Below are 23,835 nucleotides of genomic sequence, written 5' to 3'. Positions count from 1 at the left end.
AGACCGCTCAGCGCAGCGAGGAGACGCCGGCTTCCCAGGCGGCGAGGATGGGCCGGGCGGCGTGGTCTTCCAGCACCATCGCCGCCCGGGCGCCGAACAGCAGGTCGGCGGCGAGTTCCGGCTCCTCGCGGACCAGCCCGCCGGCGAGGCTGTCGGCGGCGACGCTCCGGTGATGGACGTCGGCGACGACGTGCGTGTCGAAGAACAGCCGTGCCGCCGGCGGCAGGCCATGGCGGCGAAGCGCCGCGCTGTAGGCGCTCATCGGCGTCACCGACGTCATCTCGAACACGGCCAGGTGGCCGACGAGCGCGCCGCGGTGCGCCCGGTGCAGCCCGAAGTAGGTGGGGAGGTTGCCGGTGGCGAGCGTTGCCGCCGGCACCCGGTCGACATAGGCGCCGTAGGCGGGGTCCAGGTCGAGGGCGCGCATGGTCAGGCCGAACAGTGTCTGGTGCATGTCGCGTTGGACGCCGTCGCCGTACTCGTCGGTCTGGATCTCGATCAGGGCCGCCTTCGCCGCGCCGCGTAGTCGCGGGATCGCCCACGAGTGCGGATCGGCCTCCTTGAGCTGGAGCAGCGACCGGTGGATCACGAACTCGCGGAACTCCTCGAGTGAGCCGCGGTCGGCGAGGTGGCGCGACACCGACGGTCCGCCCGGCGCGTCGACGAGGTCCCGTAGCGCGTCGCCGATCCACGCCGCGCCCGCCCGCCCGGCCGGTGCCGGTGCCGGTGCCGCGAGGCCCGCCGCGGTGATCTCCTGGCGCAGTCGGGCGTCGAAGTCCTCCTCAAGGTCACGGCGCAACCGCAGCAGGGACGGCTCCCATTCCCAGCCGTCCGCGACGTCGGCGAACCCGCGGTAGTGCAGCTCGTACAGGCAGTGGAGGGCGAGGGCGCCGTCCTCGCCGAACAGGGCGTCGTCGTCCGGGCCGGGCGGGTCCGCCAGATCGCGAACCGGGCCCCGCAGGGTGTCCGCGAGGAAGGCGCTGAGTGTCCCGCGTGGCCGGGGCAGCGCCCGCGGAGCCAGCTCGGCGGGGCTGAGCACCGCACCGTAGGCGACGGCTGCCGGCCTGGGGGAGGGCTGGGCGGGGGAGGGCTGGGCTGTCGTCATGCGGCCACCGCGCCGTTGCCGGCGCACAGGACCTGGGCGAGGACCGCCGGGTCCGCCCCGGGCACGGTGTCGGCGACGGCACCGTCGTCGCGCAGCCAGGTGATGCCGGCGAGCAGGTACTCGTCCGGCCCGTAGAAGGCCTCCCCGGCGGCGGCCAGGGCCTGGATGCGGTTCCACACCGCGGGCTGGCGGCAGTGCCGGCCGAACCGGATCGGCCGGGCAGACCAGTCCACCAGGCGGTAGCCGCGGGCGGCGGCCTGTGCGAGGACGCCGAGCGGGTCGGCGATCGAGGAGACCATGAGCATGACCAGGTCGAAGCGGCCGCCGAGCAGCCGGCAGGTCACCTCCGCGCCGTCCCGGCCGCCGTACAGGTCGGGGCCCGGGCCGCGCGCCGGCAGATACGGCGGATTGGCGATGACGCACCGTTCCGGGGCGGTTTCGGCATGTGCGAAGAAGTCGCCGAGTTCGACGGTGTAGGTGGCGGGGCCTTTCAGGTCGATCATCCGCCGCGCCGTGCGATAGGCCTGCGGGTCGTGCTCGAAGCCGCGGATCCGGCTCGTCGACTCCGCGCGACGCACCGCGTCGATCAGTGGTCGACCGCTGCCCGCGCCCAGTTCGACGACGCCCCGCGCGGTGTACGGCCGCAGGTCCGCCGACGTCAGCAGCCGCTCGACGCACCAGGAGTAGAAGGCCGACTCGACCGGGTCGTAGAAGGTCATGGAACCTCCCCGCGGATCGGGGCTGTCCGCGGGTGACGGGGTCGGGCGTGGCGGCGCCCGGCCCCGGGCGCCGGGACCGCCTTCGGACGACGGGCAGGTACCCGCGCCGCGCGTGTTCAACCGACCGCGGGGGCCGTCCGGTGGTCCCGCCCGGCGGGGCGGGACGGCGTCCTCAGGGGGTCCCGGCGGGGTTCAGCGCCAGCTGGTCGGGGAAGCTGCGCAGGGTGTGGCCGCCGTCGACGGCGAGGTGCTGGCCGGTGATCCAGGAGGATTCCGGGCCGGCGAGGAAGCGGATCGCCGCCGCGGTGTCGTCGGCCGCGCCGTGCGGCCGCGGCGGCCGACGGCGTCGCGACGATCGACCCGCCGGCGGTCATCGCCGCCCCGGCATACTTGACCAGATGGAGCGGCCCGGTCGGACCGGTGGACCTCGACGACGGCGGCGGCGGTGAACAGCGGGACGAACAGGGCGACGTCCCGGGCGTCGACGGCGCCGGCGTAGCACTCGACCAGGTCGCGCAGCGCCAGCCGGTCGCCGGGGTCACCCTGGGAGCGCCCGGCGATCGGGCCTGGCCGCTCGCCGGGCGCGATCACGTCCACAGCTTGTCCCACCGTCCGCCCAGGTCGGCGACCCAGCCCGGGGCGGCGTCCGGATCGGACACGAACGCCGCGACCGGCACGGACACCTCGGTGCCGCCGACCTCGACCAGCTCACCCACTCCGGCCAGGGTGCGCGGTCCAGGTCCAGGCCGCCGCCGCTGGCCGCGCGCCGCGGCGCCAGCGTGTGGCGCACCCGCGGGGTCTGGTCACCGCAGCCGGCCGCGGCCCACGCCTCGCGGATGCGGGTGACCCCGGCGGCCACCCCGGCGCTCGACTCGCCCATGATGGGAATCCAGCCGGCGCCGAGCTCGGTGATGCGCCGCGGGTTTCGCCTGGTCATCGGGCCGCTGAACAGGATCGCCGGGCCGCCGGGACGGACCGGTCTCGGATCGCACCAGATCTTCTCGAACGCGACGGTGGGCAGGTCGACGGCGGCCGGACCGCCGGGGGCCCACAGGGCCTGGCAGGCGGTGATGGTGTCGTCGAGGAGCTGCGCGCGGCGCTCGAAACGGGTAACGGTCGTGCCGCTCGCCCAGCACCACGTGGTCGCTCTGCGCGACCGTGTCGATGCCGGCGCCGTCGGCCGCTTTCGCCAGCTCGACGACCCGGTGCTGCTCGTCGGGTCCGTAGGGGCTGGTCGCGACGGGCAGGCCGACGGCGAGGCGCGGTCGGGGCGTCGTCAACGCTGTCGTCCGGGCGCCGGGAGTGTCTATAAATAGAGACAGTGTTCCGTTCGCGAGACAGATAAGGCACGACCAGGAAAGGGCGTCAACCATGCCGACCCAGCCGGTCCGCTCGGTGCAACGGGCAGCTCAGGTCCTCAAGGTGCTGGCCGTGACGCCCGAGCGCGACCTGTCACTCTCGGAAATCGCCCGCGCGGTCGGCATCCACCGGTCCTCCTGCCAGGCGGTCCTGCTCGCGCTGTGCGCCGAGGAGCTCGCCGTGCGCCGCGAACCCGGCCCGCACTACCGGCTCGGCCCGCAGCTGCTCGGCCTCGGGCGCGCCGCCGGCAGCGCCGTCACCCTCACCGACGTGCTGGACGCCGCGCTGCTGCGGCTGCGCGACGAGTTCCAGGCCAGCGCCCTGGCCGGCACCCCCCACGGCGACGCGGTCGTCATCACCGCCGCCCGCGGGGTGCCCCACCCGTACGGCCTGACCGTCCGCGCCGGCTCCGCCGTCCCGCTGCGGGCGCCCGCCGGCCCGATCTACGTGGCCTGGGCGGACGACGCCACCCGGGGCCAGTGGCTGGACCGCGCCGACCCGGCGCTGACGCCGGCGCGGCGTCGCGAACTGACCGCCGCGCTGAGCGCCGTGCGGGCCCGCGGCTGGAGCGCGACCCTCACCTCCCGCGGCGACGCCGACGCCACCCGCTCGGCCCGCGAGGTCACCGACACCGAACTCGCCCTCGGCCGGCTCCAGGTCATCGGGATCAGCGCGCCGGTGTGGTCCCCGGGTGCCACCCTCGCGTCGTCCCTCGCGCTCACCGGCCTGCCCGGTGATTTCAGCGGGGCCGAGCTGCGCCAGGCCGCCGGCCGGCTCGTCGAGGTCGCCGCCGAGGTCACCAGCCTGACCGGGGGAATCCCACCCGACCCTCCCGGTGCGACGCGACGCCCGCCCGGCGCCGCCGGCGCCCGATCCGCCGCGGACGACGCTCAGGCCGCGGAACGGCGACGGAACAGCCAGGTCGCGCCCGCCCAGGACACCGCGAGGATCCCCAGCCCGTAGGCGACGGCGATCCACGCCTCGTGGCCCAGCGACGCGCCGGTGGAGGTGTGGCCCATCCACAGGCCGCGCATCGTCTCGATGATCGGGGTGAACGGCTGGTTCTCGGCGAACCCGCGCAGCACCGCCGGCATGGTGTGCGTCGGCACGAAGGCGGTGCTCACGTACGGCAGAAACATCAGCACGAACGTGAACGAGTTCGCCGCCTCGGGACCGCCGGCGAGCAGGCCGACCGCCGCCGCGAGCCAGGACAGCGCCAGGATGAACAGCACGATCATCGCCGCGGCGCCCAGCCAGTGCCAGACCGACGTCGTCGGCCGCCAGCCGATGCCGAGCCCGACGCCGATGACCAGCGCCGTCGCCAACAGGTTGCGGGTGAGGCTCGCCGCGACCTGCCCGAGCAGGATCGACGACGCCCGGATCGGCATCGACCGGAACCGGTCGACGATGCCGCCGGCCATGTCGGCGGCGAGCGCCACCGCCGTCGTCCCCGCGCCGAAGCCGGCGCACAGCACGATCAGACCCGGCACGACGTAGTCCACGTAGGAGCCGGAGTCCTTCAGCTCGCCACCGAAGACGTAGACGAACAGCAGCATCAGGATGATCGGCAACATCAGTGCGGTGAAGAACGCCTCCGGGTCCCGCCGCGATCGCCGCAGGCAGCGCGTGATCATGATGCGGGAGTCGGTGACGGCGTAGGCGAGGCTCATCGACGGGTCTCCTGTCGGGACATGCTGGCGGGAACGGACCGGCTCGGGGCGGCGGGGTCCTGGGCCGACGCAGGGTCTCGGGTCACGGCGCGGTCTCGGGTCACGGCGCGGGCTCCGGGACGCGGCGTGGCTCCGGTGTGGAAGGTGCGGCGGCGGTCAGGGAGAGGAAGACGTCGTCGAGGCTCGGCCGGTGCGTCGAGACCCGGGGGGACGCGGCGCCGGTGGCGGCGACGGCGGTGAGCAGCTCCCGCAGTCGGGTGGCGGAGCCGTCGGTGGCGATGTCGATCGTGAGGGCCTGCTCGTCGGCGTCCTCGGCGATCAGGGCGCCGGCGGCGGCACCGGCACGCGTCGCGCCGCCGGCGGCGAGGGCGGTGCGGAAGGCGCGGACGTCGGGGAAGCGCAGGCGGACGATCTCGGCGCCGAGGCTGGACTTCAGTTCGTCCGGCGTGCCGCGGGCCACGATCCGCCCGCCGGTGAGCATCGCGACGGTGTCGGCGAGCTGGTCGGCCTCCTCCAGGTACTGGGTGGTGAGCAGGATCGTGACGGCCTGCTCGGCGAGGCGGCGCACGGTGTGCCAGAGCTGCTCCCGGCTGCGCGGGTCGAGACCGGTCGTCGGCTCGTCGAGGAACAGCAGCTCCGGGCACCTGATCATGCTCGCGGCGAGGTCGAGCCGGCGGCGCATGCCCCCGGAGTAGGTCCCGACCCGGCGGTCCTGGGCGTCGGTGAGCCCGAACTCGACGAGCAGCTCGGCGACCCGGGCCCGGCGGGCGCGACGCGGCAGGTGCAGCAGGCCGGCCATCATCTCCAGGTTCTCCCGGCCGGTCAGGACGTCGTCGACGGCCGCGTACTGCCCGGTCAGGCTGATCACGCCGCGCACGCCGACCGGGTCGGCGGCCAGGTCGTGGCCGGCGATCGTCGCGCGCCCGCCGTCGGGGCGGACCAGCGTGGCCAGGATGCGCACCAGCGTGGTCTTGCCGGCGCCGTTGGGGCCGAGCAGGCCGAGCACCGATCCCCGCTCGAGGGTGAGGTCGACACCGTCGAGTACCGCCCGCCCGCCGAAGGACTTGCGGATCCCCTCCGCAACAACTGTGTATGGCATAGACAAACGGTATACGGCATACACAAATTCTGTCCAGTCGTATTCTCGGGCCGTGGACGAGACGCGCGTGAGCGGCGAGGCGACACCGCCGCGACCGCTGCCGCCGGGCCTCGAACTGCTCTGGGGCCGCCGCGCCGCCGGCGGTCGAGGCCCGCGTCCCGGGCTGTCGGTGGACGCGATCGTCACCACGGCCATCGGGCTCGCCGACGCCGAGGGTCTGGAGGCCGTGTCGATGGCCCGCGTCGCCAGGGCGCTGGGCTTCACGACGATGTCGCTCTACCGGCACATCGCCAACAAGGACGAGCTGCTCCAGCTCATGTGGAACGCCAGCGCCCTCGGCGTCGAGACCCTGGAACTGCGGGGCGAGTCGTGGCGCGAACGGCTGCGATGCTGGGCGCTCGTGCAGCGCGAGATGATCGACCGCCATCCGTGGATCACCCAGATGCCGCTGGCCGCGCCCCCGCTGGCGCCGAACTCGATGATTTTCGTCGAGCTCGGCCTCGCGGCCTTCGACGACACCGACCTGCCCGACGTCGAGAAGCTCCGCGTGATCGGCCTGCTCAGCTCCTACACCCTGAGCGAGGCGCGGATGGCCCACGACGCCGCCCGCGCGGCCGCCGCTGCCGCGGGGTCAGCGGCCAACGACGACGGCCCGCCCGCCGCGGCGAACGGTGACCACGCCGGTGACATCCACGACGCCGGCGGCGGCAGCCCGCCGCCACCGGCGTGGACGTACGAGACCCTGCTGCGGGAACTGGTCGACGCCGAGCGCTTTCCCCGGCTGCACGCGATCGCCTGGTCCGGCGGCATCGGCGACGACCCGAGCGGCTTCGACGAACGCGACGAGTTCCTCCTCGGCGTCGACACCATCCTCGACGGCGTCGCCGCCATGATCGCCCGTCACGCCCGGTAGGGGAGCGGTACCGCTGCGCCGCTCAGGCTATGAACACGACAAGACTCCGCCTGGCCCGACGGAACCGAGAAAACCATCCTGCGGAGTGATGGAGAACGCTCAAACCAGACGTGAAGCCATACAGAAGGACCACGGCGGTCCCCCTGGCACGCAGACATCGGACGAATCGGGCTGCCTACTAGTTGCGGTCAGTGACCGTGCTACCCGAAACGATCGTGGACACGCAGCCGATGGGTCAGGATGGGCGGGATGACGCAGGGAGTCGGCGAGCGGGTGGCGTGCCGGGCCGAGGGGATCGCGGCGGCGTTGGAGCGTCGGCAGGTCGCGCTCTACCTGGCCACGATCGGCGTGGGTGTCGTCGTCGGGCGGGCCGCCGCCGCGGTGGGCACGGCCGGTGAGCGGGCGATCAGCCCGGTGCTGGCCGGGCTGCTGTTCGTGACGTTTCTGCAGGTGCCCGCCGCGGAGTTGGCCCGGTCGCTGCGGGCCGGGCGGTTCGTTGCCGCGGTGCTGGTGGTGAACTTCGTGGTGGTGCCGGCGGTGGTGGCGGCGATGTTCCCGTTCCTGCCGGGGGAGCGGGCGGTGCGGCTCGGGGTGCTGCTGGTGCTGCTCTGCCCGTGCGTCGACTGGGTGGTCGTGTTCAGCGGGCTCGCCGGGGCGCGGGCCCGTCAGGTGCTCGCGGTGACGCCGCTGCTGCTCGTCGTCCAGTTCCTGCTGCTGCCGGTGTACCTGGTGGCGTTTCTCGGCCCCGGGTTCGGCGGGGTGGTCGGCGCGGGTCCGTTTCTGCGGGCGTTCGCACTGCTGATCGTCGTGCCGTTGGCGGGTGCCTGGCTGGCGCAGGCCTGGGCCGTGCGGCGGGCCGGTGGCCTCGTCGCGACCCGGGTGGCCGGCGCGGCGATGGTGCCGCTGATGGTCGCGACGTTGCTGGTCGTCGTCGCCTCGCAGGTGCCGAGGTTGCGCGGCGGTCTCGGCGACCTCGCCCGCGTGGCGCCGTTCTATGTGCTGTTCCTGCTGGTGATGGCAGGCGCCGGGGCCGGGGTGGCCCGGGCGTTCCGGCTCGACGTGCCGGCGAGCCGGGCGGTGGTGTTCAGCGGCGCCGCCCGCAACTCCCTCGTCGTCCTCCCGCTCGCGCTCGCGCTGCCCGCGGAGCTCGCGATCGGCGCGGTCGCCGTGGTCACCCAGACCCTTGTCGAGGTACTCGGAATGGTGGTCTATGTGCACCTGATTCCGCGTCTGCTGCCGGCCGCCGGCCCGACGGTGGAGCATTCGATCGAACCGGGATGATCCGGGTAGCGCACGAGCAGGGAACGCGTTGGCTCGACCCTTGGTGTGAACGGACGTAGCTGCGATCGACCGATCGGTCCCGCCAATCGTCGAGAGGAAAAGCTGTTTCGCGGGTGGTGACTTCGCCGTGCGTTCATCTGTGGTCAGAATTCCGCTCACCGGCGGTGCCAGAATGGGCCCCGGCCGTCGGAGCGGCTGGTGGCCCGGGGTCCTCCCGTCGGTCGCGATGCTGCGGACAACCGAGAAGGGGCGCTGATGACCGCCGTGGTCGAGCCGGAAACGTCGGGGTGGCAGTTCACCGGAATCCTGTCCGCGCTGGCGGCCAGTCGGCTTCCCGATCCCTATCCGTGCTACGAAGTGGTGCGCCGGGCGGGAACGTTCCTGGACGGTGAGCTCGCCGGCGGTCCCGTCACGCTCGTCACGGGCCACGCCGAGGGCGCCGCGATGCTCGCGCATCCCGCGTTCGGCCACGGTTATCGCGACGGGGTCGCCTTCCGCGGCAAGGTCGAGGACGGCCTCGGGTCGCTGCTGCGTGCCGACCCGCCGGACCACGGCCGGCTCCGGCGCCTGGTCGGCCGGGCGTTCACGCCGTCCGTCGTCGCCGCGCTCGTCCCGCACATCACCGCCACGGTCAACGCGCTGCTCGACGACGCCCTCGAGGCGGGGGAGGTCGACGCGGTCACAGCGCTGACCCGGCCGATGCCGCTGCGGGTGATGTGCCGCCTGCTCGGCGTCCCGGAGGCCGACGAAGCCGAGTTCGGCGGCTGGGCCGACGCGCTGACCAGGGGGCTCGACCCGCGCCCTCTGCTCACCCCGGCGGAGAACGCCGCCCGCAACCACGCCACGACCGCCTTCGACGACTACTTTCGCGAGCTCATCGCCCGTCGCCGCGTGCAGCCGCGGGACGACCTGCTCAGCCGGCTCGTCGCGATCCATGACGACGACGGCGACGCGCTGTCCGAGCGGGAACTGCTCGAACTGTGCACGCTGCTGCTGGTAGCCGGCTACGAGACGACCGTGAACCTGCTCGGCGGCGGCATTCTCGCGCTGGTGCGCAACCCCGACCAGCTCGCCGCCCTGCGCGCCGACCCCGCCCTGGTCGGCCCGGCGGTGGAGGAGATGCTGCGCTATGACGCGCCGATCCAGTTCATCGGCCGCACCATCCTGGGCGATGCGGAGATCGGCGGGCGCGCGTTCGCCCGCGGCGACGGTGTGATCGTCGCCGTGGGGGCGGCGAACCGCGATCCGGATGCCTTCGACGAGCCCGACCGGTTCCGGGTGGGCCGGTTTGCCGGTGGCGGGCGGGCGCGGCGCCACCTGGGCTTCGGGGCCGGTATCCACTACTGCCTCGGCGCGCCGCTCGCCCGCGTCGAAGCGGAGCTGGCCTTCCGGGCGCTGCTGAGCCGCGTCGGCTCGTTTTCGCTCGCCGACGGCGACGTCACCTTTCGTGAGCAGATTGTCATCCGGGGCGTGCGCTCGCTACCACTACGACTGTCCCGCTGAACAGGGCGGGAAGAAGGCCGTTCCGTTTCCAGTAGAAGAACGCGCGCAGAGATTCCAATGGTGCAATCGGTTGCACGTGCAGCGGCCGCGTGAACGCCGAAAGATCGGCGACGATGCGGGCGCCGGCGCGGGACGATGCCGGCGATCCGACGCGCCCGCGGAGGCAGCGCATGAGCTTCGACCTTCTTGACCTTCCCGAACCGGACCGACCACCCGTCGACCCCGAGGAGTACCTCCGCGCCCTGATGCGCTGGCACTTCTCGGTGGAGACCGGCAGCCCCTTCTGGCTGCGTCGCGCGCAGAGCCTCGACTTCGACCCGATCCACGACGTCCGCACCTTCGGGGACCTGCGGCGCTTCCCGAACGTCGTCGACGAGTTTCGCGCGGTGCCGGTCGAGGACCTGGTGCCACGCGGGCTCACCGGCGCCGACCGCGTCATCGCCGGCGTCTACGAGTCCGGCGGCACCACCGGCCTGCCCAAGCGTTTCGTCATGTTCGACCGCTGGATGGAGTTCGCGCTCGGCTGGGACGAGTCCCACTACGCCGCGCTCGGCACCGCGAACGTCCTGCTCGTCGGGCCCAGCGGGCCGCACATGTTCGGGGAGTTCGCCCGCCGCCGGGCGCGGCGCCACGACGGCATGCTGTTCGCCGTCGACCTCGACCCACGCTGGATCAAGAAGCTGCTCGAACGCGGCGACGCCGCCGAGTCGGAACGCTACGTCGAGCACGTCGTCGACCAGGCGGCCCACATTCTCAGCACCCAGACGGTCGGCATTCTCATCACCACTCCGCCGCTGCTCGAACGCCTCACCCGGCGCAACGACCTGGTCGAGACCATTCGCAAGGACGTCCGTTACCTCTGCTGGAGCGGCGCGCACCTCGACGCCGACACCCGTGAGATCTTCCAGACGGAGATCTTCCCGGGCATTCCGCTCAAGGGCCTGTACGGCAGCACCACCATTCTCGGAATGTCCCGGGAACGCGACGTCGAACGCGCCGACGGTCTCGCCGCCTTCGACCCGCCCAGCCCGTACATCGTCTTCCGGGTCGTCGACCCGGAAACCGGCGAGGACGTGGCGTTCGGGGAACGCGGGCAGGTCGTCATGAACCACCTGACGAAGTACGCGCTCATCCCGAACAACCTGGAACGCGACCACGCGATGAGCATCGAGCCGCCGGCCGGCTGGTTCGGCTGCTCGGTGGCCGACGTCGGCCCGGTGGCCACCTTCGGTGACACCACCGTGATCGAGGGGGTCTACTGATGTCCACACCCGTGCAGGCAGCCGTCGCGGACCAGAACGCCGAGCAGACCGGCGCGGATGTGCAGATCGACGCGCTGGGCCCGGATGGTCCCTACCGCAGCCGGCGGCGGGCGCCGCTGAGCGCGCTTTCCGGCGCGCCGGTCGGCGAGATCAGCCAGGTGCCCGCGCTGTACGTCCGCCGGACGCTGGCGGCCATGCGGGCCGCGCCGGTGCTGCCGATCGCGGCCCGACTCGACGCGCTCGACCGGGCGGCGGAGCTGTTCGCGACCGCGACGATCGGCGGATTCGACCTCGACGGGTATCTCCAGCTCGTCTCGACCGCCTCCGGGGTGCCGCGCGCGGTCGTGAGCGTGGGCGTCGAATGGATCACCGACGTGCTGCGTTCGCAGCGGCACACCATGGCGCTGGCCAGGCCGAACGGCGCCGTCGACGCCTGGCGCGACGAGCGCACGGTGGCCGGCTCGGCGGTGTGGACCCGCCGGGGTGACCTCTTCGCCGTGCACGCCGCGGGCAACACCCCGGCGGTTCACGGCCTGTGGCCGGAGGCGCTGGCGCTTGGCTACAAGGTCGTGGTGCGCCCGTCGTCGCGGGAGCCGTACACCGCGTTCCGGCTCGTGGAGGCGCTGCGCCAGGCCGGCTTCCCCCCGGCGACGGTGACCCTGCTGCCCACCGACCACGACGTCGCCGACATCCTCATCCACGAGTCCGACTTCGCGATCGTCTACGGCGGCCAGGACGTCGTCGACAAGTACGGCGCCGTCCCCACCGTGCTCACCCAGGGCCCCGGCCGGTCGAAGATCCTCGTGACCGCCGACGTCGACTGGCGCGAGAAGATCGACATCATCGCCGACTCCGTCAGCCACCTGGGCGGGACGGCCTGCACCTGCACCACCGCCGTGCTCGTCGAGGGCGACCCGGAGCCGCTGGCCGCCGCCCTCGCCGAACGCCTCGGCCGGGTACCGAGCCTGTCGCCGGAGCATCCCGACGCGATCCTCACCGTCCAGCCCGTCGCCGCGGCGCGCGCGGTCGACAGCTACCTGCACCAGGTCGCCGGGGACGCCCGGGCGCTGCTCGGCGGCGACAGCATCGTCGACGAACTGCCCGGCGGCGGCGCCGTGCTGCGTCCCGCCGTGCACCTCGTCGACGCGGCCCGGGCCCCGCAGCTCGGCGTGGAGCTGCCGTTCCCGTGCGTCTGGGTCGGCCCCTGGTCACCCGCCGACGGCGTCGCCCCGCTGCGCGACACCCTCGTGCTCACCGCGATGACCACCCGCGCCGACCTGATCGACGCCCTGCTCGACGAGCCGTCGATCACCAACCTCTACCTCGGCGACCACCCCACCACCTGGCTGCGCCCCGGCGTCCCCCACGACGGCTACCTCGCCGAACACCTCATGCGCACCAAGGGCATGATCCGCTCGGACGTCCCCCGGTCGACGTCCGAGCCGGTGCCGCCGACGGACTGACCCGCACTCCGACGCCGACACCCGGCCGGCCGGAACGTCCGGCCGGCCGTTCGTGTCAGCGCCCTTCGGCCCGTGCCCAGGGCGTCAGGATGCGTCCGGAACCAGCCAGTGGACCAGGCCGCTTCCGGGCGGTGGGCAGGCGAACCTGCAGATTCGGATCCTGTCGATGACCGGGCCCCAGGGGCCCGGGGTCTGGCTTTCGAAACCGACCCGGGTGGAGAATCCCCTGGCGGTGAAGCGAACACTCGTGACCTTCCGTCTGTGGGTAACGCAGAAGTCGAGTGAAGACCTGAAATGCCGGACATGTCGTGTATCCCCCGTCTACCGAATGTTCCCGTGCGGCCGCAGGTTATCGAGCTGGTCGTCCCATCGCTGGTGAAACAGCGACGCACCTCCGCCAGCGTCCTGAGGAGCGGTGGTTTGCCCGGAACGGGCGGCCGACCGGATCCACGTGGCGTGGGTTCGGGCCGCGTCCGCCCCGTGCACCCGTGCACCCGTGCACCTTCGTGGACAGTGAACTGGCGCGACCGTTCCGGGGCGTCTCGTGTCCGGCCCGCTCCGTCTACCCGGCTTCCCCCTCGACGGCCGGGGCGAGGTCGGGCAGGTGCAGGCGGCCGAGTCGGGTGGGGTCGACCAGGGCCTGGATGGCCGTGACGCGACCGCCGGACGTTTCGAACGCCATCACGGAAACGGGCTGGCCGCCCACCGTGATGACCACGCCCGCGGTGCCGTTGACCAGCATCGGGTGTACCTGGGCGGCGGGCTGGGCGAACATCATCGCCCGGCGGGCGACAGCCGCCGCGCCGCGCACGACCGCAGTCGCCGGCGCCCGGGCGGGCCCGCCGTCGGCCCGCAGGACGACGTCGGGATGCAGCAGCGTGACGAGCTCGTCGAACCTGCCGCCGCGCGCGGCGGCGAAGAAGGCGGCCACGATCTCCCGCCCGGCCGCGCCGGTCGTGGTGTCGTCCGGCGGGGACTGCCCGCCACGCACCCGGCGACGGGCGCGGCTGGCCAGTTGCCGGGCTGCCGCCGGGGTGCGGTCGAGCGTCGGCCCGATCTCGTCGAAGGGCAGGCCGAACAGGTCGTGCAGCACGAACGCGAGCCGTTCGGCGGGGGCGAGCGTGTCGAGCACGACGAAGAGCGCCGCCCCCACCGAGTCGGCGAGCAGGGCCTGCTCCTCGGGGCCGGCGACGCCGTGCGGGAGCACCACCGGATCGGGCACGTGCACGCCGACGGGTTCCTCCGGGCGGCTGCGGCGGGCCCGCAGCCGGTTCAGGCAGACCCGGGCGAGCACCGTCGTCAGCCAGCCGCCCAGGTTCGCCACGTCCTCGGCGTCCGCGCGGTCGAGACGCAGCCAGGCGTCCTGCACGGCGTCGTCGGCCTCGTGCGCGGAGCCGAGCATCCGCACGGCGACCGCGTGCAGGTGTGCCCGGTGCTCCTCGAACCGCCGGGCGAGCAGGTCCCGCCCGTCCGCCGAGCACCCGGCCTCCGTCGGACGTCCGGTCCCCGCCGGGTGCTCGGTCGTCACCGGCCGCTCAGTCCCAGGAACCGGCCGGCTGGCCGGTGACGACGTTCAACCGGTTGAACACGTTCGTCGTCGCGATCTTCAGGACCAGCGCGGCGAGACCGCGCTCGTCGAAGTGCGCGGCGGCGGCCTCCCAGATGTCGTCCGGCACCGGGTCGGGGCGGTCGCTGAGCCGGGTCGCGGCCTCGGCGAGCGCGAGGGCGGCTCGTTCCGCCGGGGTGTAGTAGCCGGTCTGGCGCCAGGCGGCGACGGCGCCGAGCCGTTCGACGGTCTCGCCGGCCTTCACCGCGTCGCGGAAACCGGCGTCGACACACGGCCCGCAGCCGTTGACCTGGCTGACCCGCAGGTGGACCAGCGCCAGTGTCGCCGCGGGGACCCCGCCGTCCTCGCTCGCGGCGTTCAGCGCGGCGACCGCCGGCCACGCCTGCGCGATCACGACCGCCGGATTGCGCATCCGTGTCTCCATGATCATTACCTCCGTGGGTGAACGGTACGGCGCGTCCGTTGCGGACGCGCCCCCTCACCCGTACTGACCCGCGGCGCCGCGTCGATGTGACGGTGACCTTGATGCGCTGCGGGTCGGATCGCGCTTCGCGAGGTTCTCCAGCTGGGTGTTGAAGCCGATGTGCCGGCAGATCGGCAGCCCGGTCTCCTGGATGACGGCGCCTTTCGGGCGCGATCGCCCGGGCGGGCGGGAGATCCGTCGTATCCGCCCGCTCTGCTACGCTGCGTGCAGGTTGGGTTCGTGGTGGGGGACGAAGCGAATGCCTGGACCATCCAACGTGCCGTGGTGGCGAAATCCGCACATCATCGTGCCGGCGGTCGCCACCATCGTCGCGGCCGTGATCGGCGCTGCCCTGACCGGCGTGCTGACCTCCCAACCCAGACTGATCGAGACCGGCGCCGGGAGCAGCCCGACCGCCACCAGCTCACCCGGCTTCACGCCGCCAGGCGGGACGTCGCCTCCTGCGCCGTCCCCGACCTCCCCGACCCCGACCCCGACCCCGACCCCCACCCCGACCCCCACCCCGACCCCGACCCCGAGCAGGACGACCGACAGCCCGAGTCCCAGGTCGTTCACCCTCGACACCGGCGCAGACGTAAGCGATGAAAAATGCAGCTTCGTCTACGACGGCGTCACACACTGCGAAAGCACTGAGAGCACCGTCGAGGTCTATTTCCTCAACAACGGAAACTCGGCCGGCTGTGCGTTCGGGGAAATCGTCTCCTGGGGCGACGGGACCAGTACCTCCAAAACCATCTACGGTGGGCCGCCCGGGCAGATCTTTGTCGCGAGTCACACCTATCGCGCGCCGGGAATTTACCGGATAGCGTTGAAGAACAGCTCGGGCGCGAGTACCTGTATGGCATTCTCGGTGACGTTCTCCTTTGCGCTCAGGTCCCGTTAGCGGCCAGTGACCGACGGGCGCAGAAGCATCCACTGGTGGCCGAAGGGGTCGGCGAGGCGGCCGGCGCGGCCGTAGGGATGGTCGGTGATCGGGTGGATGACGGTCGCGCCGCGGGCCAGCATCGTCGCCGCGACGCCGTCCGGGTCGGCCAGTTCGACGGCCATGACGACGGGGGTGCCGCCGAGGCTGGCGGGTGAGGGGTCGCCGTCGTCCTCGTCCTTGACCGCGAGGCGCGCGCCGGCGAGCACCATCTCGGCGTGGACCACGCGACCCGCGTCGTCGGTGTGCCGCTCGGTCGGGTCGGCGCCGAAGACGTCCCGGTAGAAGGCGAGGGCCTCGGTCGCGCCGCGCACGACGAGCCGGGGGTAGGCGCTGGAAATCGTCTGCATGCCTGGCATCGTGCCCGCGCGGACCGGCGCCGGATTGGAGGAATCAGTCGCCGCGCGGCACGTGGTTCGGCGCGTCGGGGGAGCGCGGGCGCCAGGCGCCGGGAGTGAGCCCCGACAGGGCGCGGAAGTCGTTGATCAGATGCGCCTGGTCGTAGTAGCCGCAGTCGACCGCCAGCCGCGCCCAGTCCGGGTCCGCGCCGTGACCGGCGGCCGCCGCGGCGTGCAGGAGCCGTTGGAACCGGCGGACGCGGCTGAACCGCTTCGGTGCCAGGCCGATCCGCGCCGTGAACTGCCTGTTCAGCCGGCGCGGGGTCCATCCCAGCAGGTCCGCCGTCGCCGCGACCGGTGTCCCGGCGTGCAGCGCCTCGGCCGCGCGGCGCACCGCCGGATCCGCTTCGACGGGGCGGATCGCCTGGTCCAACAGCGTCCGTTCGAGCAGGGCCAGCGCCGCGTCGGGGCCCGCGGCGGCGCGCAGCCGCTCCCGCAGCTCCGACCCCGTTCGCCCCCACAGGTCGCCGAGATCGACCAGGCGGCGCGGTAGATCGGCGCCGTCGACGGGGAAGAACGGCCAGGCGCCGCCGGGACGGAACGCCACCCACACGATCTCCCGCTGCGTCGCCGGATCGAGGAGGATCGGCCGGTCCGTCGGCCCCTGCAGCGCCGCGGCGCCGGTGCGGGACGACACCCGCGGATCGTCCGCGTCCCAGGCCTCCAGCACGTCGGTGGACAGACTGATGAGCAGCTGCACCCCGCCCGTCGGCAGGGCCAGCTCCCGGGCGTGCGCGAACTGCCCGCGTGAGTAGCCGAGGCCGGCGACCACCGAGTCCAGGCGGGGGTCCGCCGCGCGCCTCATCACCACCCTTCCACCGTAGCCGCCCGGCAGCACCGGGCTGACCGTCTCGGTGTCTGGCGCGGAGAACGTGACGGCGACGGCGGAGAGCACCGCCGAAACCTGGTTTCCGGCGCTATCCGGCCGAACAGGCCGACTCTCCCTATGGGCATCGCCATACGTAAAAGAATGGCACCTGCCGTTACGGTCGGGCCGCTGGCCATAAGGCGCCGCCCGTGTCTGGCCGGGCCGCCCCCAGGAGGCGGAAGGAGGACGCGAGAATGCACGCTGAACGTACGGAAGATCCAGGAGGTTCGCCGTACGGCGGCCCCGGCGGCGGAATCCGGCGCCGGCTGGATCCTCGGCGCCGGCCTGGATCCTTCCTCACCTCCCGGAATCGCCCGCGCGCGGCTCGGGGACCGGCCAGGTCGTCCACGGCGGCGCTACGGCTGGTGCTGGTGGTGGCGGCGGTCACGGCCGCGTTCGGGGCCGCCGCGCCGGCCCGGGCCGCCGCGGTGGTGAACGCCACCATCGAGGACACCGCTGTCGGCACGGGCCTGAACCAGGTCACCTACTCCGGGACCTGGACGCTGTGCGGCGGATGCTCGCCGGCCACGCCCAACAACAGCTTTCGGTATTCGACGGCCGGGGGCGCGAGCGCGACCGTCCGCTTCACCGGAACGCAGTTCAGAATCTACGGGATCCAGGAGCGCAGCGGCGGCCTGGCCACCGTCAGTATTGACGGCTCGACCTCCACCACGATCGACACCTTCAGGTTCACCTCGGAATCCGCGCTGCTCTACAACTCGCCGGTGCTCGCCAACGGCACCCATACGGCGACGCTGACGAACATCGGTCAGCGCAATCCGTCCTCGACCGCCACCGTCATCGGTTTCGACCGGGTGGAGGCCCTCACCGACACAGCCCCGCCGGGGCAGGACATGACGACCAGCACAATCGAGGACGGCACCATCGGCACCGGTCCCAACCAGATCACCTACACGGGCAACTGGCTGGCGTGCGGTGGATGCGTCCCGGCGAGCCCCAACAACAGCTTCCGGTACTCGACGGCCGGCGGCTCCAGCGCGACCATCCGCTTCACCGGAACGCAGGTCAGCGTCTACGGGATCAAGGAGCGCCATGGCGGCATCGCGTCGATCTCCGTCGACTTCGGCCTGACCACCACCATCGACACCTATGCGCCCACGTCCAGTGTGGCCTTGTTGTTCTCCTCCTCGAATCTCAGCAGCGGCTCGCACATCGTGCAGATCCTCAACACCGGCCAGCGCAACCCCGCTTCCGACAGCACCGTCACCGGGTTTGACCGGGCCGTCGTCGCCACGACGTCGTCGCCCGTGGATCCGCTGCCGCCGCCCACGCCGGGGAACAACCGGTCCGGGCTGCCGTGGCTGTCGGGGGTGAACGGCGATCCGCTGCTCAACCCGGCGTCCGTGGACCAGTTCTGTGCCACCCGCGGCAGTCTCTGCGACCTCGCCCACGTCTATGTGGCCAGGGACAGCTGGGGGTCGATCGTGCAGCCCTCGTTCGCGGAGCAGAACTTCGCCGGCTGGCCCGGCCGCCTGCTCATCTCCGTCCCGCTGTTCCCGGAGAACTCGGGATCCTCGCTGGCGGCCTGCGCCGCCGGTGACTACGACGCGTACTGGCGCACCTTCGGCACCACGTTGAACAGCACCGGCCGGCAGAACTCGATCATCCGGCTGGGCTGGCAGGCCAACGGCAACTGGTTCCAGTGGTCCGCCTACAACGCCGCCAACTACGTGGACTGCTGGCGTCGCGCCGCGACCGCGATCAGGGCCACGGCCAACCCGGACCCGGTTCTCGACTGGACCATCAACGCCCACTACTCCCAGCTTCCGCCGAGCCACAACCCGACGGATCTCTACCCCGGTGACGCCTACGTGGACAGCATCGGCATCGACGCCTACGACCACTACCCGCCGTCGCCGGACCTGCCGTCCTTCAACAGTCAGGCGAACGCGGTCGGCGGCATCACCTGGCTGTACAACTTCGCCCGGGCCCACGGGAAGCAGTTCGGCATCGGCGAATGGGGGGTGGCGCCCGGCTCCGACGGCAACGGCGGCGGCGACAGTGCCGACTACATCCAGTGGATGCACGACTGGATGGCTGCCCGCGCCGGCCAGGGCTTCCTCTACGAGGCGTATTTCAACAACTGCGACCCCGGGAACGTCGGCTCGAACCTGTTCCGACCGTTCTCGACCGGCTGCGTCTACCGCAATCCGAATGCCGCCGGCCGCTACACGACCCTCTGGCGCAATCCAGCCACGGTCCTGGCGCAGCCGTAGGCCGCCCGGACCGGCACCGCGGCCGGGGCCCCGCCGCGGTCAGGGAGAAAGATGGTCGCTCAGCGCGCGCCGGCTGAGCTGGTCGGCGGCCCGGGTCGTCTCCGGCAGCCGATATGTGGGGCACAGGTCCAGGACGCGACGGCAGGCGTCGTCGAGGTTGGTGCGGTGGCCGACGGAGAGGTAGACCTCCCGGACGCCGTCGCGGGTGCGCAGCGCCGCGCCGACCGGCTCGCCGTCGAGGACGATCGGCGTCCGCTCGCCGCGCCGCGCGCCGGGCACGATGTGCCGGCCGACGAACGGAGTCTTGGCCACGCCGATCGTCGGCAGGTCGAGGGTGACGCCGAGATGGCAGGCCAACCCGAACCGGCGCGGGTGCGCGATACCGTGCCCGTCGCACACCAGCAGGTCGGGCGGGGCGGCCAGCTGCGGGAGCAGTTCCGCCCAGGCGTCGAGCAGCGCCGGCAGTTCCCGGAACGACAACAGCCCCGGCACGTACGGAAACGCCGCCCGCCCCACCACCGTCGCCGAGGCGACCACCTCCCAGGCCGGCGCGGCGAGCACGACGACCGCCCCGGCGACCAGGTCGGACCTGGAGTCATAGGCGACGTCGAGACCGGCGACCGTGACCACGTCGTGCGGCCCCGGGATGTCAGCCCGGACCAGCCTGCGCAGTTCGCCTTGCAGCGTCTCGGTCCGCTGCATCTCGGTATCCCCGACGCGCTTCACCGCCGCCCTCCTGGCCATCGCGTACCGCTGCACCGGACCCTGTTCCGGGGCGGCGGTGCAAGTTATCGTTGCCTGCCGGCGCGCATACGTTCCTGGAGAACGTCGTCCGCGGCGATCAACTGCTCCTCGGTGGGCGGGTGACAGACGTATCCCTGACCGCGGATGTGGGCGAGCAGTTCAGGCTCGGGTCCGAATCCGTACGAGCCGAGATAGTAGGCGACCGAGTCGGTCCAGATCCAGGTGCCATCGGTACGGAAACTGACCGGCACGACCTTTCCCCTGGACGGATCGACGACGTCATCGGTGCGCCCGGTAGTCCGCAGGACAATCGGTCCGGAGTTCAGGTAACGCAGAACCCGGTCCTTCGTCTCGTCATCCGAGAGATGCTCATGAGTGTCGAAGCTGGGGTTGCCAGCGACCTTCTCGAAAACGCGGGCAATTCTCGGTCTGGTGGCGTCCGGGGGTGTCATGTCTCCTCATCTGGTCGAAAGAGCTGCCAGCTTCCGTCGTACGGTAGATTTGGCCACAGGATACCCTCGTCGTCGACATGGCCCGAGCCTGAGGTCACTTCACCTGTGCGTCTGTTGACCCAGGCGAGCTCGGTCGGGGCAAGGACATCAACCCGGAGCTCGTCGGCCACCTCCTGCGCGATCGGTGTCTCACCCTGGCCGGTCTCGCAGGAGAGCAACTTCACCGGCTGGCCGTTCCAGCGTTCGTCCGCTCGGATCAGGGCACTGAGATCCTGTGCGTCCAGCCTTTCCTCGCCAACATGAAAAGAGGACGGCGATCCGTGCAGGTCCGCGGTGTAGAACCCCCGCTCGGGCTCGACTCTGACGGCCGAAAGGACAATATCATCGCCGGGCTCGAAGAAGGCGCGGCCCGCGCGGGTTTCCACACTCGCCTCATAGATCGCGGACAGCCGCTTGTCGAGCGGCTCAGGACCATCCGGGGAGTTGTCTCGACGTTCATCCCGTGCGGGCTTCCACCAGGCTCTTTCCCGCGGCCCTTCACCCACCTCGGCCCGCTGTCCGGCGTGGGAGTCGAGCGGTCTCGCGTTCAGTACGGCCTCGCGCCCGGCGGGACGCGGCGTCGGGTTCCGGGCCAGTTCGGGTTCGGATGTCTCCGGCGCAAGCTTCGCGAGTTTTGCTTCGAGGGGGGACTCCCGCCCGGCCTGTGCGGTCTCGGAACCTGGCGGACGGAACGCCGCCGGGCCGTCGGGGCCGCGTTGTTCCAGCGCGTCCAGTTTGGTGTGGATCCGCTCGCGCCCCGCATCGTGATTGGCGCGCCCCGGCGCCGGGAGGCCTTCGACGACGTCCACGTTCCTGCTGGGAACACCGGGATCCGTGTAGGAGTCTCCCCCGCCGAGGGCGCGACGTTCGAGGGCGGCCATCTTCGCCTCGATGGACGAAGCCTCTGGGCTGTCGCTCGTCGCGGGCGCACGTTCGGGATGGTCGTGGTTGCCGCCTGGCAGGTCACGAGACATCGGCGCTCACCGTGCCAGTATGGCCACGCTTAGACGTCGATGTGCGCTCTGGGCTGGTTCGTGCCCGGCCGGCCCTCGGCGGGGTGGGTGATCAGTCGCGCCGTGGGCCTCGGCTCGCGTGTACTTGCGGTGATGGCGCTCTCACGTGTGGTGATGGGAGACTGATAGTGGTACGCGGGTGTGTGGCCCCGTGGGGCGGGTAGGCGAACTGAGCGGCACTACCTACGGTCGCGATCCGGCCTGGCCCCACCTGGCCCGGCCGGGTGGCGTGGAGCCCGACCGGGGTGGGATCGGGCCAGGTCGGACGCGGCGGCCCGTCGCATGGCGGCGGGCGGCAGGTCCGATCGGGGGAGTGCCGGTGAGGGTCGACCCGACCGTGAGACGCCGGCAGGATGAGGAGTTCGTGGTGACAGCACAGGAGCGTCGTCCGACTACCACCGACGCGGGGATACCCGTCGCCAGCGACGAGCATTCGCTGTCCGTCGGACCGAACGGGCCGCTGCTCCTTCAGGATCACTACCTGATCGAGCAGATGGCGAACTTCAACCGGGAGCGCATCCCGGAGCGGCAGCCGCACGCCAAGGGCGGCGGCGCGTTCGGCACGTTCGAGGTGACCCAGGACGTCAGCGCATACACAAGGGCGGCGGTGTTCGCACCCGGGGCGAAGACCGACGTGCTGATCCGGTTCTCGACGGTGGCCGGCGAGCGGGGCAGCCCGGACACCTGGCGGGACCCGCGCGGCTTCGCGGTGAAGTTCTACACGTCCGAGGGCAATCTGGACATCGTCGGCAACAACACGCCGGTGTTCTTCATCAAGGATCCGATGAAGTTCCAGCACTTCATCCGGTCGCAGAAGCGCCGTTCGGACAACAACCTTCGTGACCATGACATGCAGTGGGATTTCTGGACGCTGTCGCCGGAATCCGCCCACCAGGTGACCTGGCTGATGGGGGACCGCGGTATTCCGCGGACCTGGCGCCACATGAACGGCTACTCCAGCCACACCTACATGTGGATCAATGCCGCCGGCGAGCGGTTCTGGGTGAAGTACCACTTCAAGACCGATCAGGGTGTCGAGTGCTTCACCCAGGACGAGGCCGACCAGATGGCGGCGATCGACACCGACTACCACCAGCGTGACCTGTACGAGCACCTCCGCGACGGAGACTTCCCGAGCTGGACGCTGAAGATGCAGATCATGCCGTTCGAGGAGGCGAAGACCTACCGGTTCAACCCCTTCGACCTCACCAAGGTCTGGCCGCACAGCGACTACCCGCTGCACGAGGTCGGCCGCCTCACCCTGAACCGCAACGTCACCGACTACCACACCGAGATCGAGCAGGCAGCGTTCGAACCGAACAACGTCGTCGCTGGCACCGGTCTTTCCCCGGACAAGATGCTGCTGGCCCGCGGGTTCAGCTATTCCGACGCACACCGCGCGCGGCTCGGCGTGAACTACAAGCAGATCCCGGTGAACTCGGCGAAGGTGCCCGTCCACAGCTATTCCAAGGACGGGGCGATGCGGGTCCAGAACGTCACCGACCCGGTGTACGCGCCGAACTCCTACGGTGGCCCGGCGGCCCAGCCGGCGCTGACCGACGACGGTGGGCTGTGGTACTCCGACGGCGAGATGGTCCGCGCCGCCTACACCCCCCGCCCGGAGGACGACGACTGGGGCCAACCCGGCACGCTCGTGCGCGACGTGCTCGACGACGACGCCCGCGCCCGCCTCGTCGACAACATCGTCGGCCACCTGCTCAACGCGGTCAGCGAACCGGTCCTCGTGCGCGCCTTCGAGTACTGGCACAACGTCGACAAGGACCTCGGCACCCGGGTCGAGCAGGGCGTCCGCGCGAAGCAGGACCTCACCGACCCGAAGGCCGCCGCCCAGGCGAACCCGGCCCGCGGCTCCGCCCAGGCGAAGGCCTGACCTCGGCCCGATGCCGTCGGCCGGGGCCGACGGCATCGGGCGTCACACCGTCTGTCTGAAGGTGTGGCGGATCAGACCATGAACTGACCAGGTGGTGCCTCGCTCAGACGGTGCTGAGCGCGACCTCGGTCGACTTCACCAGCGCGGTGACGGGCAGGCCGGTGCGCAGCTCGAGGTCCGTCGCGGCGGCGAGGGTGATCGCGGAGGTCAGTTCGCCGCCGCCGTCGAGGGCGACGTGCGCGACGGACATGGCGCCGCCGTTGTCCAGGCTCGACACCGTGCCGCGCAGCTGGTTGCGGATGCTGATCCCGCTGATCTCTCCGAGGGCGAGCGCCACCTCGGAGGACTTCACCAGGACGTCGACCGGCGAGCCGATACCGATACCGAGCTCCTTGACGGCCTCGCCGGTCACGGCGGCGGTGACCGTCTGACCACCCGCGAGATCGACGGTCACGGTGCTCATGACGGCACCGGCGGTGATCCCGCTGACAGTACCGGACAGCCGGTTACGGATGCTCAGGCTCATCGTTCCACACTCCGTTCCTTGGATTCTCCGAATTCTCACACGCCTTCTACCCGGGTGCACGGGGAGTTCACCGCGCCCGGGTCGGAATGAGGTTTGGACGACAACTTGCGAGAATCATCCGTGGCCCGCGACGGCGGCATTTCCCGGGCCGTCGGGCCGCGTATCAGGAATGGTTGCCCGTTTTATGCGAGGCAAACGCGGTGACGTGCTCGGCCGGACGACGTGGCGTGACCGCGAGCCGGGGGGGGGGGGGGGGGGGGGGGGGCGGGGGGCGCGCGGGCGCCCCCCCCCCCCGCCCCCCCCCCCCGCCCGGCGGCGGG

At 71.9% G+C, this 23,835-nt stretch carries 24 protein-coding genes; 9 read left to right on the top strand and 15 right to left on the bottom strand.

Annotated elements, in window-relative coordinates; all coding sequences use genetic code 11:
• Positions 1-7 precede the first annotated feature (7 nt).
• The 4 genes from MXD60_RS21555 to MXD60_RS28990 form a co-directional block, all read right to left on the bottom strand.
• On the bottom strand, positions 8-1,105 hold the full coding sequence (locus MXD60_RS21555) for an iron-containing redox enzyme family protein (RefSeq protein WP_248821150.1): 1,098 nt from the start codon (positions 1,103-1,105) through the stop codon (positions 8-10).
• Positions 1,102-1,824 carry a class I SAM-dependent methyltransferase gene (locus tag MXD60_RS21550; protein ID WP_248821149.1) on the bottom strand — a complete coding sequence of 241 codons (723 nt, stop codon included), beginning with the start codon at positions 1,822-1,824 and terminating at the stop codon, positions 1,102-1,104. The genes MXD60_RS21555 and MXD60_RS21550 overlap by 4 nt, the downstream gene beginning before the upstream one ends.
• A gap of 172 nt (positions 1,825-1,996) precedes the next feature.
• The gene (locus tag MXD60_RS21545) at positions 1,997-2,119 is read right to left on the bottom strand and encodes a hypothetical protein (protein WP_248821157.1); all 123 of its coding nucleotides are present in this window, start codon (positions 2,117-2,119) and stop codon (positions 1,997-1,999) included.
• A gap of 292 nt (positions 2,120-2,411) precedes the next feature.
• Positions 2,412-2,540, bottom strand: a complete 129-nt coding sequence (locus MXD60_RS28990; RefSeq protein ID WP_283098752.1) for a hypothetical protein — start codon at positions 2,538-2,540, stop codon at positions 2,412-2,414.
• A 120-nt stretch (positions 2,541-2,660) separates the two neighbouring features.
• On the opposite strand from MXD60_RS28990, the gene MXD60_RS21535 reads away from it, so the two are divergent.
• Positions 2,661-3,140, top strand: a complete 480-nt coding sequence (locus MXD60_RS21535; protein WP_248821148.1) for a hypothetical protein — start codon at positions 2,661-2,663, stop codon at positions 3,138-3,140.
• Between the two features lie 55 nt (positions 3,141-3,195).
• A complete protein-coding gene (locus MXD60_RS21530; RefSeq protein ID WP_248821147.1) occupies positions 3,196-4,146 on the top strand; it encodes an IclR family transcriptional regulator in 951 nt (316 codons plus the stop codon).
• On the opposite strand, the gene MXD60_RS21525 is transcribed toward MXD60_RS21530, so the two are convergent.
• Positions 4,074-4,853: an ABC transporter permease gene (locus MXD60_RS21525; RefSeq protein WP_248821146.1), complete on the bottom strand. Its 780-nt coding sequence runs from the start codon at positions 4,851-4,853 to the stop codon at positions 4,074-4,076. The genes MXD60_RS21530 and MXD60_RS21525 overlap by 73 nt on opposite strands.
• 100 nt (positions 4,854-4,953) lie before the next feature.
• Positions 4,954-5,952: an efflux ABC transporter ATPase subunit, DrrA-related gene (locus MXD60_RS21520; RefSeq protein WP_248821145.1), complete on the bottom strand. Its 999-nt coding sequence runs from the start codon at positions 5,950-5,952 to the stop codon at positions 4,954-4,956.
• Positions 5,953-6,019: 67 nt separating this feature from the next.
• Between MXD60_RS21520 and MXD60_RS21515 the strand changes: the two genes are divergently transcribed.
• From MXD60_RS21515 to MXD60_RS21495, 5 genes are all read left to right on the top strand, one after another.
• A complete protein-coding gene (locus MXD60_RS21515; RefSeq protein ID WP_248821144.1) occupies positions 6,020-6,865 on the top strand; it encodes a TetR/AcrR family transcriptional regulator in 846 nt (281 codons plus the stop codon).
• 249 nt (positions 6,866-7,114) lie between these two features.
• Positions 7,115-8,146: a bile acid:sodium symporter gene (locus tag MXD60_RS21510; RefSeq protein ID WP_248821143.1), complete on the top strand. Its 1,032-nt coding sequence runs from the start codon at positions 7,115-7,117 to the stop codon at positions 8,144-8,146.
• 255 nt (positions 8,147-8,401) lie between these two features.
• Positions 8,402-9,649, top strand: a complete 1,248-nt coding sequence (locus tag MXD60_RS21505; RefSeq protein ID WP_248821142.1) for a cytochrome P450 — start codon at positions 8,402-8,404, stop codon at positions 9,647-9,649.
• A 170-nt stretch (positions 9,650-9,819) separates the two neighbouring features.
• On the top strand, positions 9,820-10,911 hold the full coding sequence (locus tag MXD60_RS21500; RefSeq protein ID WP_248821141.1) for an AMP-binding protein: 1,092 nt from the start codon (positions 9,820-9,822) through the stop codon (positions 10,909-10,911).
• A complete protein-coding gene (locus MXD60_RS21495; RefSeq protein ID WP_248821140.1) occupies positions 10,911-12,374 on the top strand; it encodes an aldehyde dehydrogenase family protein in 1,464 nt (487 codons plus the stop codon). Before MXD60_RS21500 ends, MXD60_RS21495 begins: the two co-directional genes overlap by 1 nt.
• A 562-nt stretch (positions 12,375-12,936) precedes the next feature.
• Here MXD60_RS21495 and MXD60_RS21490 read toward each other — a convergent pair.
• The 5 genes from MXD60_RS21490 to MXD60_RS21470 all read right to left on the bottom strand — a co-directional run bounded on the left by MXD60_RS21490 (position 12,937) and on the right by MXD60_RS21470 (position 16,640).
• Positions 12,937-13,902 (bottom strand): sigma-70 family RNA polymerase sigma factor, encoded by a 966-nt coding sequence (locus MXD60_RS21490; RefSeq protein ID WP_248821139.1) that lies wholly within the window; start codon positions 13,900-13,902, stop codon positions 12,937-12,939.
• A 7-nt stretch (positions 13,903-13,909) separates the two neighbouring features.
• Positions 13,910-14,365 (bottom strand): carboxymuconolactone decarboxylase family protein, encoded by a 456-nt coding sequence (locus MXD60_RS21485; RefSeq protein WP_248821138.1) that lies wholly within the window; start codon positions 14,363-14,365, stop codon positions 13,910-13,912.
• 255 nt (positions 14,366-14,620) lie between these two features.
• Complete coding sequence (locus MXD60_RS21480; RefSeq protein ID WP_248821137.1) at positions 14,621-14,980, bottom strand: hypothetical protein; 360 nt, start codon at positions 14,978-14,980, stop codon at positions 14,621-14,623.
• A 324-nt stretch (positions 14,981-15,304) separates the two neighbouring features.
• Positions 15,305-15,697, bottom strand: coding sequence for a VOC family protein (locus MXD60_RS21475; protein WP_248821136.1), 393 nt, complete (start codon positions 15,695-15,697; stop codon positions 15,305-15,307).
• Positions 15,698-15,740: 43 nt separating this feature from the next.
• Positions 15,741-16,640, bottom strand: coding sequence for a helix-turn-helix domain-containing protein (locus MXD60_RS21470; protein WP_248821135.1), 900 nt, complete (start codon positions 16,638-16,640; stop codon positions 15,741-15,743).
• Between the two features lie 167 nt (positions 16,641-16,807).
• Between MXD60_RS21470 and MXD60_RS21465 the strand changes: the two genes are divergently transcribed.
• A complete protein-coding gene (locus MXD60_RS21465; RefSeq protein ID WP_248821134.1) occupies positions 16,808-18,850 on the top strand; it encodes a glycoside hydrolase family 26 protein in 2,043 nt (680 codons plus the stop codon).
• Positions 18,851-18,889: 39 nt separating this feature from the next.
• On the opposite strand, the gene MXD60_RS21460 is transcribed toward MXD60_RS21465, so the two are convergent.
• From MXD60_RS21460 to MXD60_RS21450, 3 genes are all read right to left on the bottom strand, one after another.
• Positions 18,890-19,576: an endonuclease V gene (locus tag MXD60_RS21460; protein WP_248821133.1), complete on the bottom strand. Its 687-nt coding sequence runs from the start codon at positions 19,574-19,576 to the stop codon at positions 18,890-18,892.
• Positions 19,577-19,638: 62 nt separating this feature from the next.
• The gene (locus tag MXD60_RS21455; RefSeq protein ID WP_248821132.1) at positions 19,639-20,046 is read right to left on the bottom strand and encodes a hypothetical protein; all 408 of its coding nucleotides are present in this window, start codon (positions 20,044-20,046) and stop codon (positions 19,639-19,641) included.
• Entirely contained in the window at positions 20,043-21,059 is a 1,017-nt protein-coding gene (locus tag MXD60_RS21450) for a DUF8616 domain-containing protein (RefSeq protein WP_248821131.1), read from the bottom strand. Before MXD60_RS21450 ends, MXD60_RS21455 begins: the two co-directional genes overlap by 4 nt.
• Before the next feature lie 406 nt (positions 21,060-21,465).
• On the opposite strand from MXD60_RS21450, the gene MXD60_RS21445 reads away from it, so the two are divergent.
• The gene (locus tag MXD60_RS21445) at positions 21,466-22,989 is read left to right on the top strand and encodes a catalase (RefSeq protein WP_248821156.1); all 1,524 of its coding nucleotides are present in this window, start codon (positions 21,466-21,468) and stop codon (positions 22,987-22,989) included.
• A 103-nt stretch (positions 22,990-23,092) separates the two neighbouring features.
• Here the strand turns inward: MXD60_RS21445 and MXD60_RS21440 are convergent, their stop codons facing one another.
• Positions 23,093-23,515, bottom strand: coding sequence for a TOBE domain-containing protein (locus MXD60_RS21440; RefSeq protein ID WP_248821130.1), 423 nt, complete (start codon positions 23,513-23,515; stop codon positions 23,093-23,095).
• Between the last annotated feature and the right edge of the window lie 320 nt (positions 23,516-23,835).

Origin of the sequence: Frankia sp. AgB32 (genome assembly GCF_023243045.1) — a bacterium.
GTDB lineage: Bacteria > Actinomycetota > Actinomycetes > Frankiales > Frankiaceae > Frankia.
Note: the sequence above shows the minus strand (reverse complement) of the source record. Positions and strands in the feature narration are given on the sequence as shown.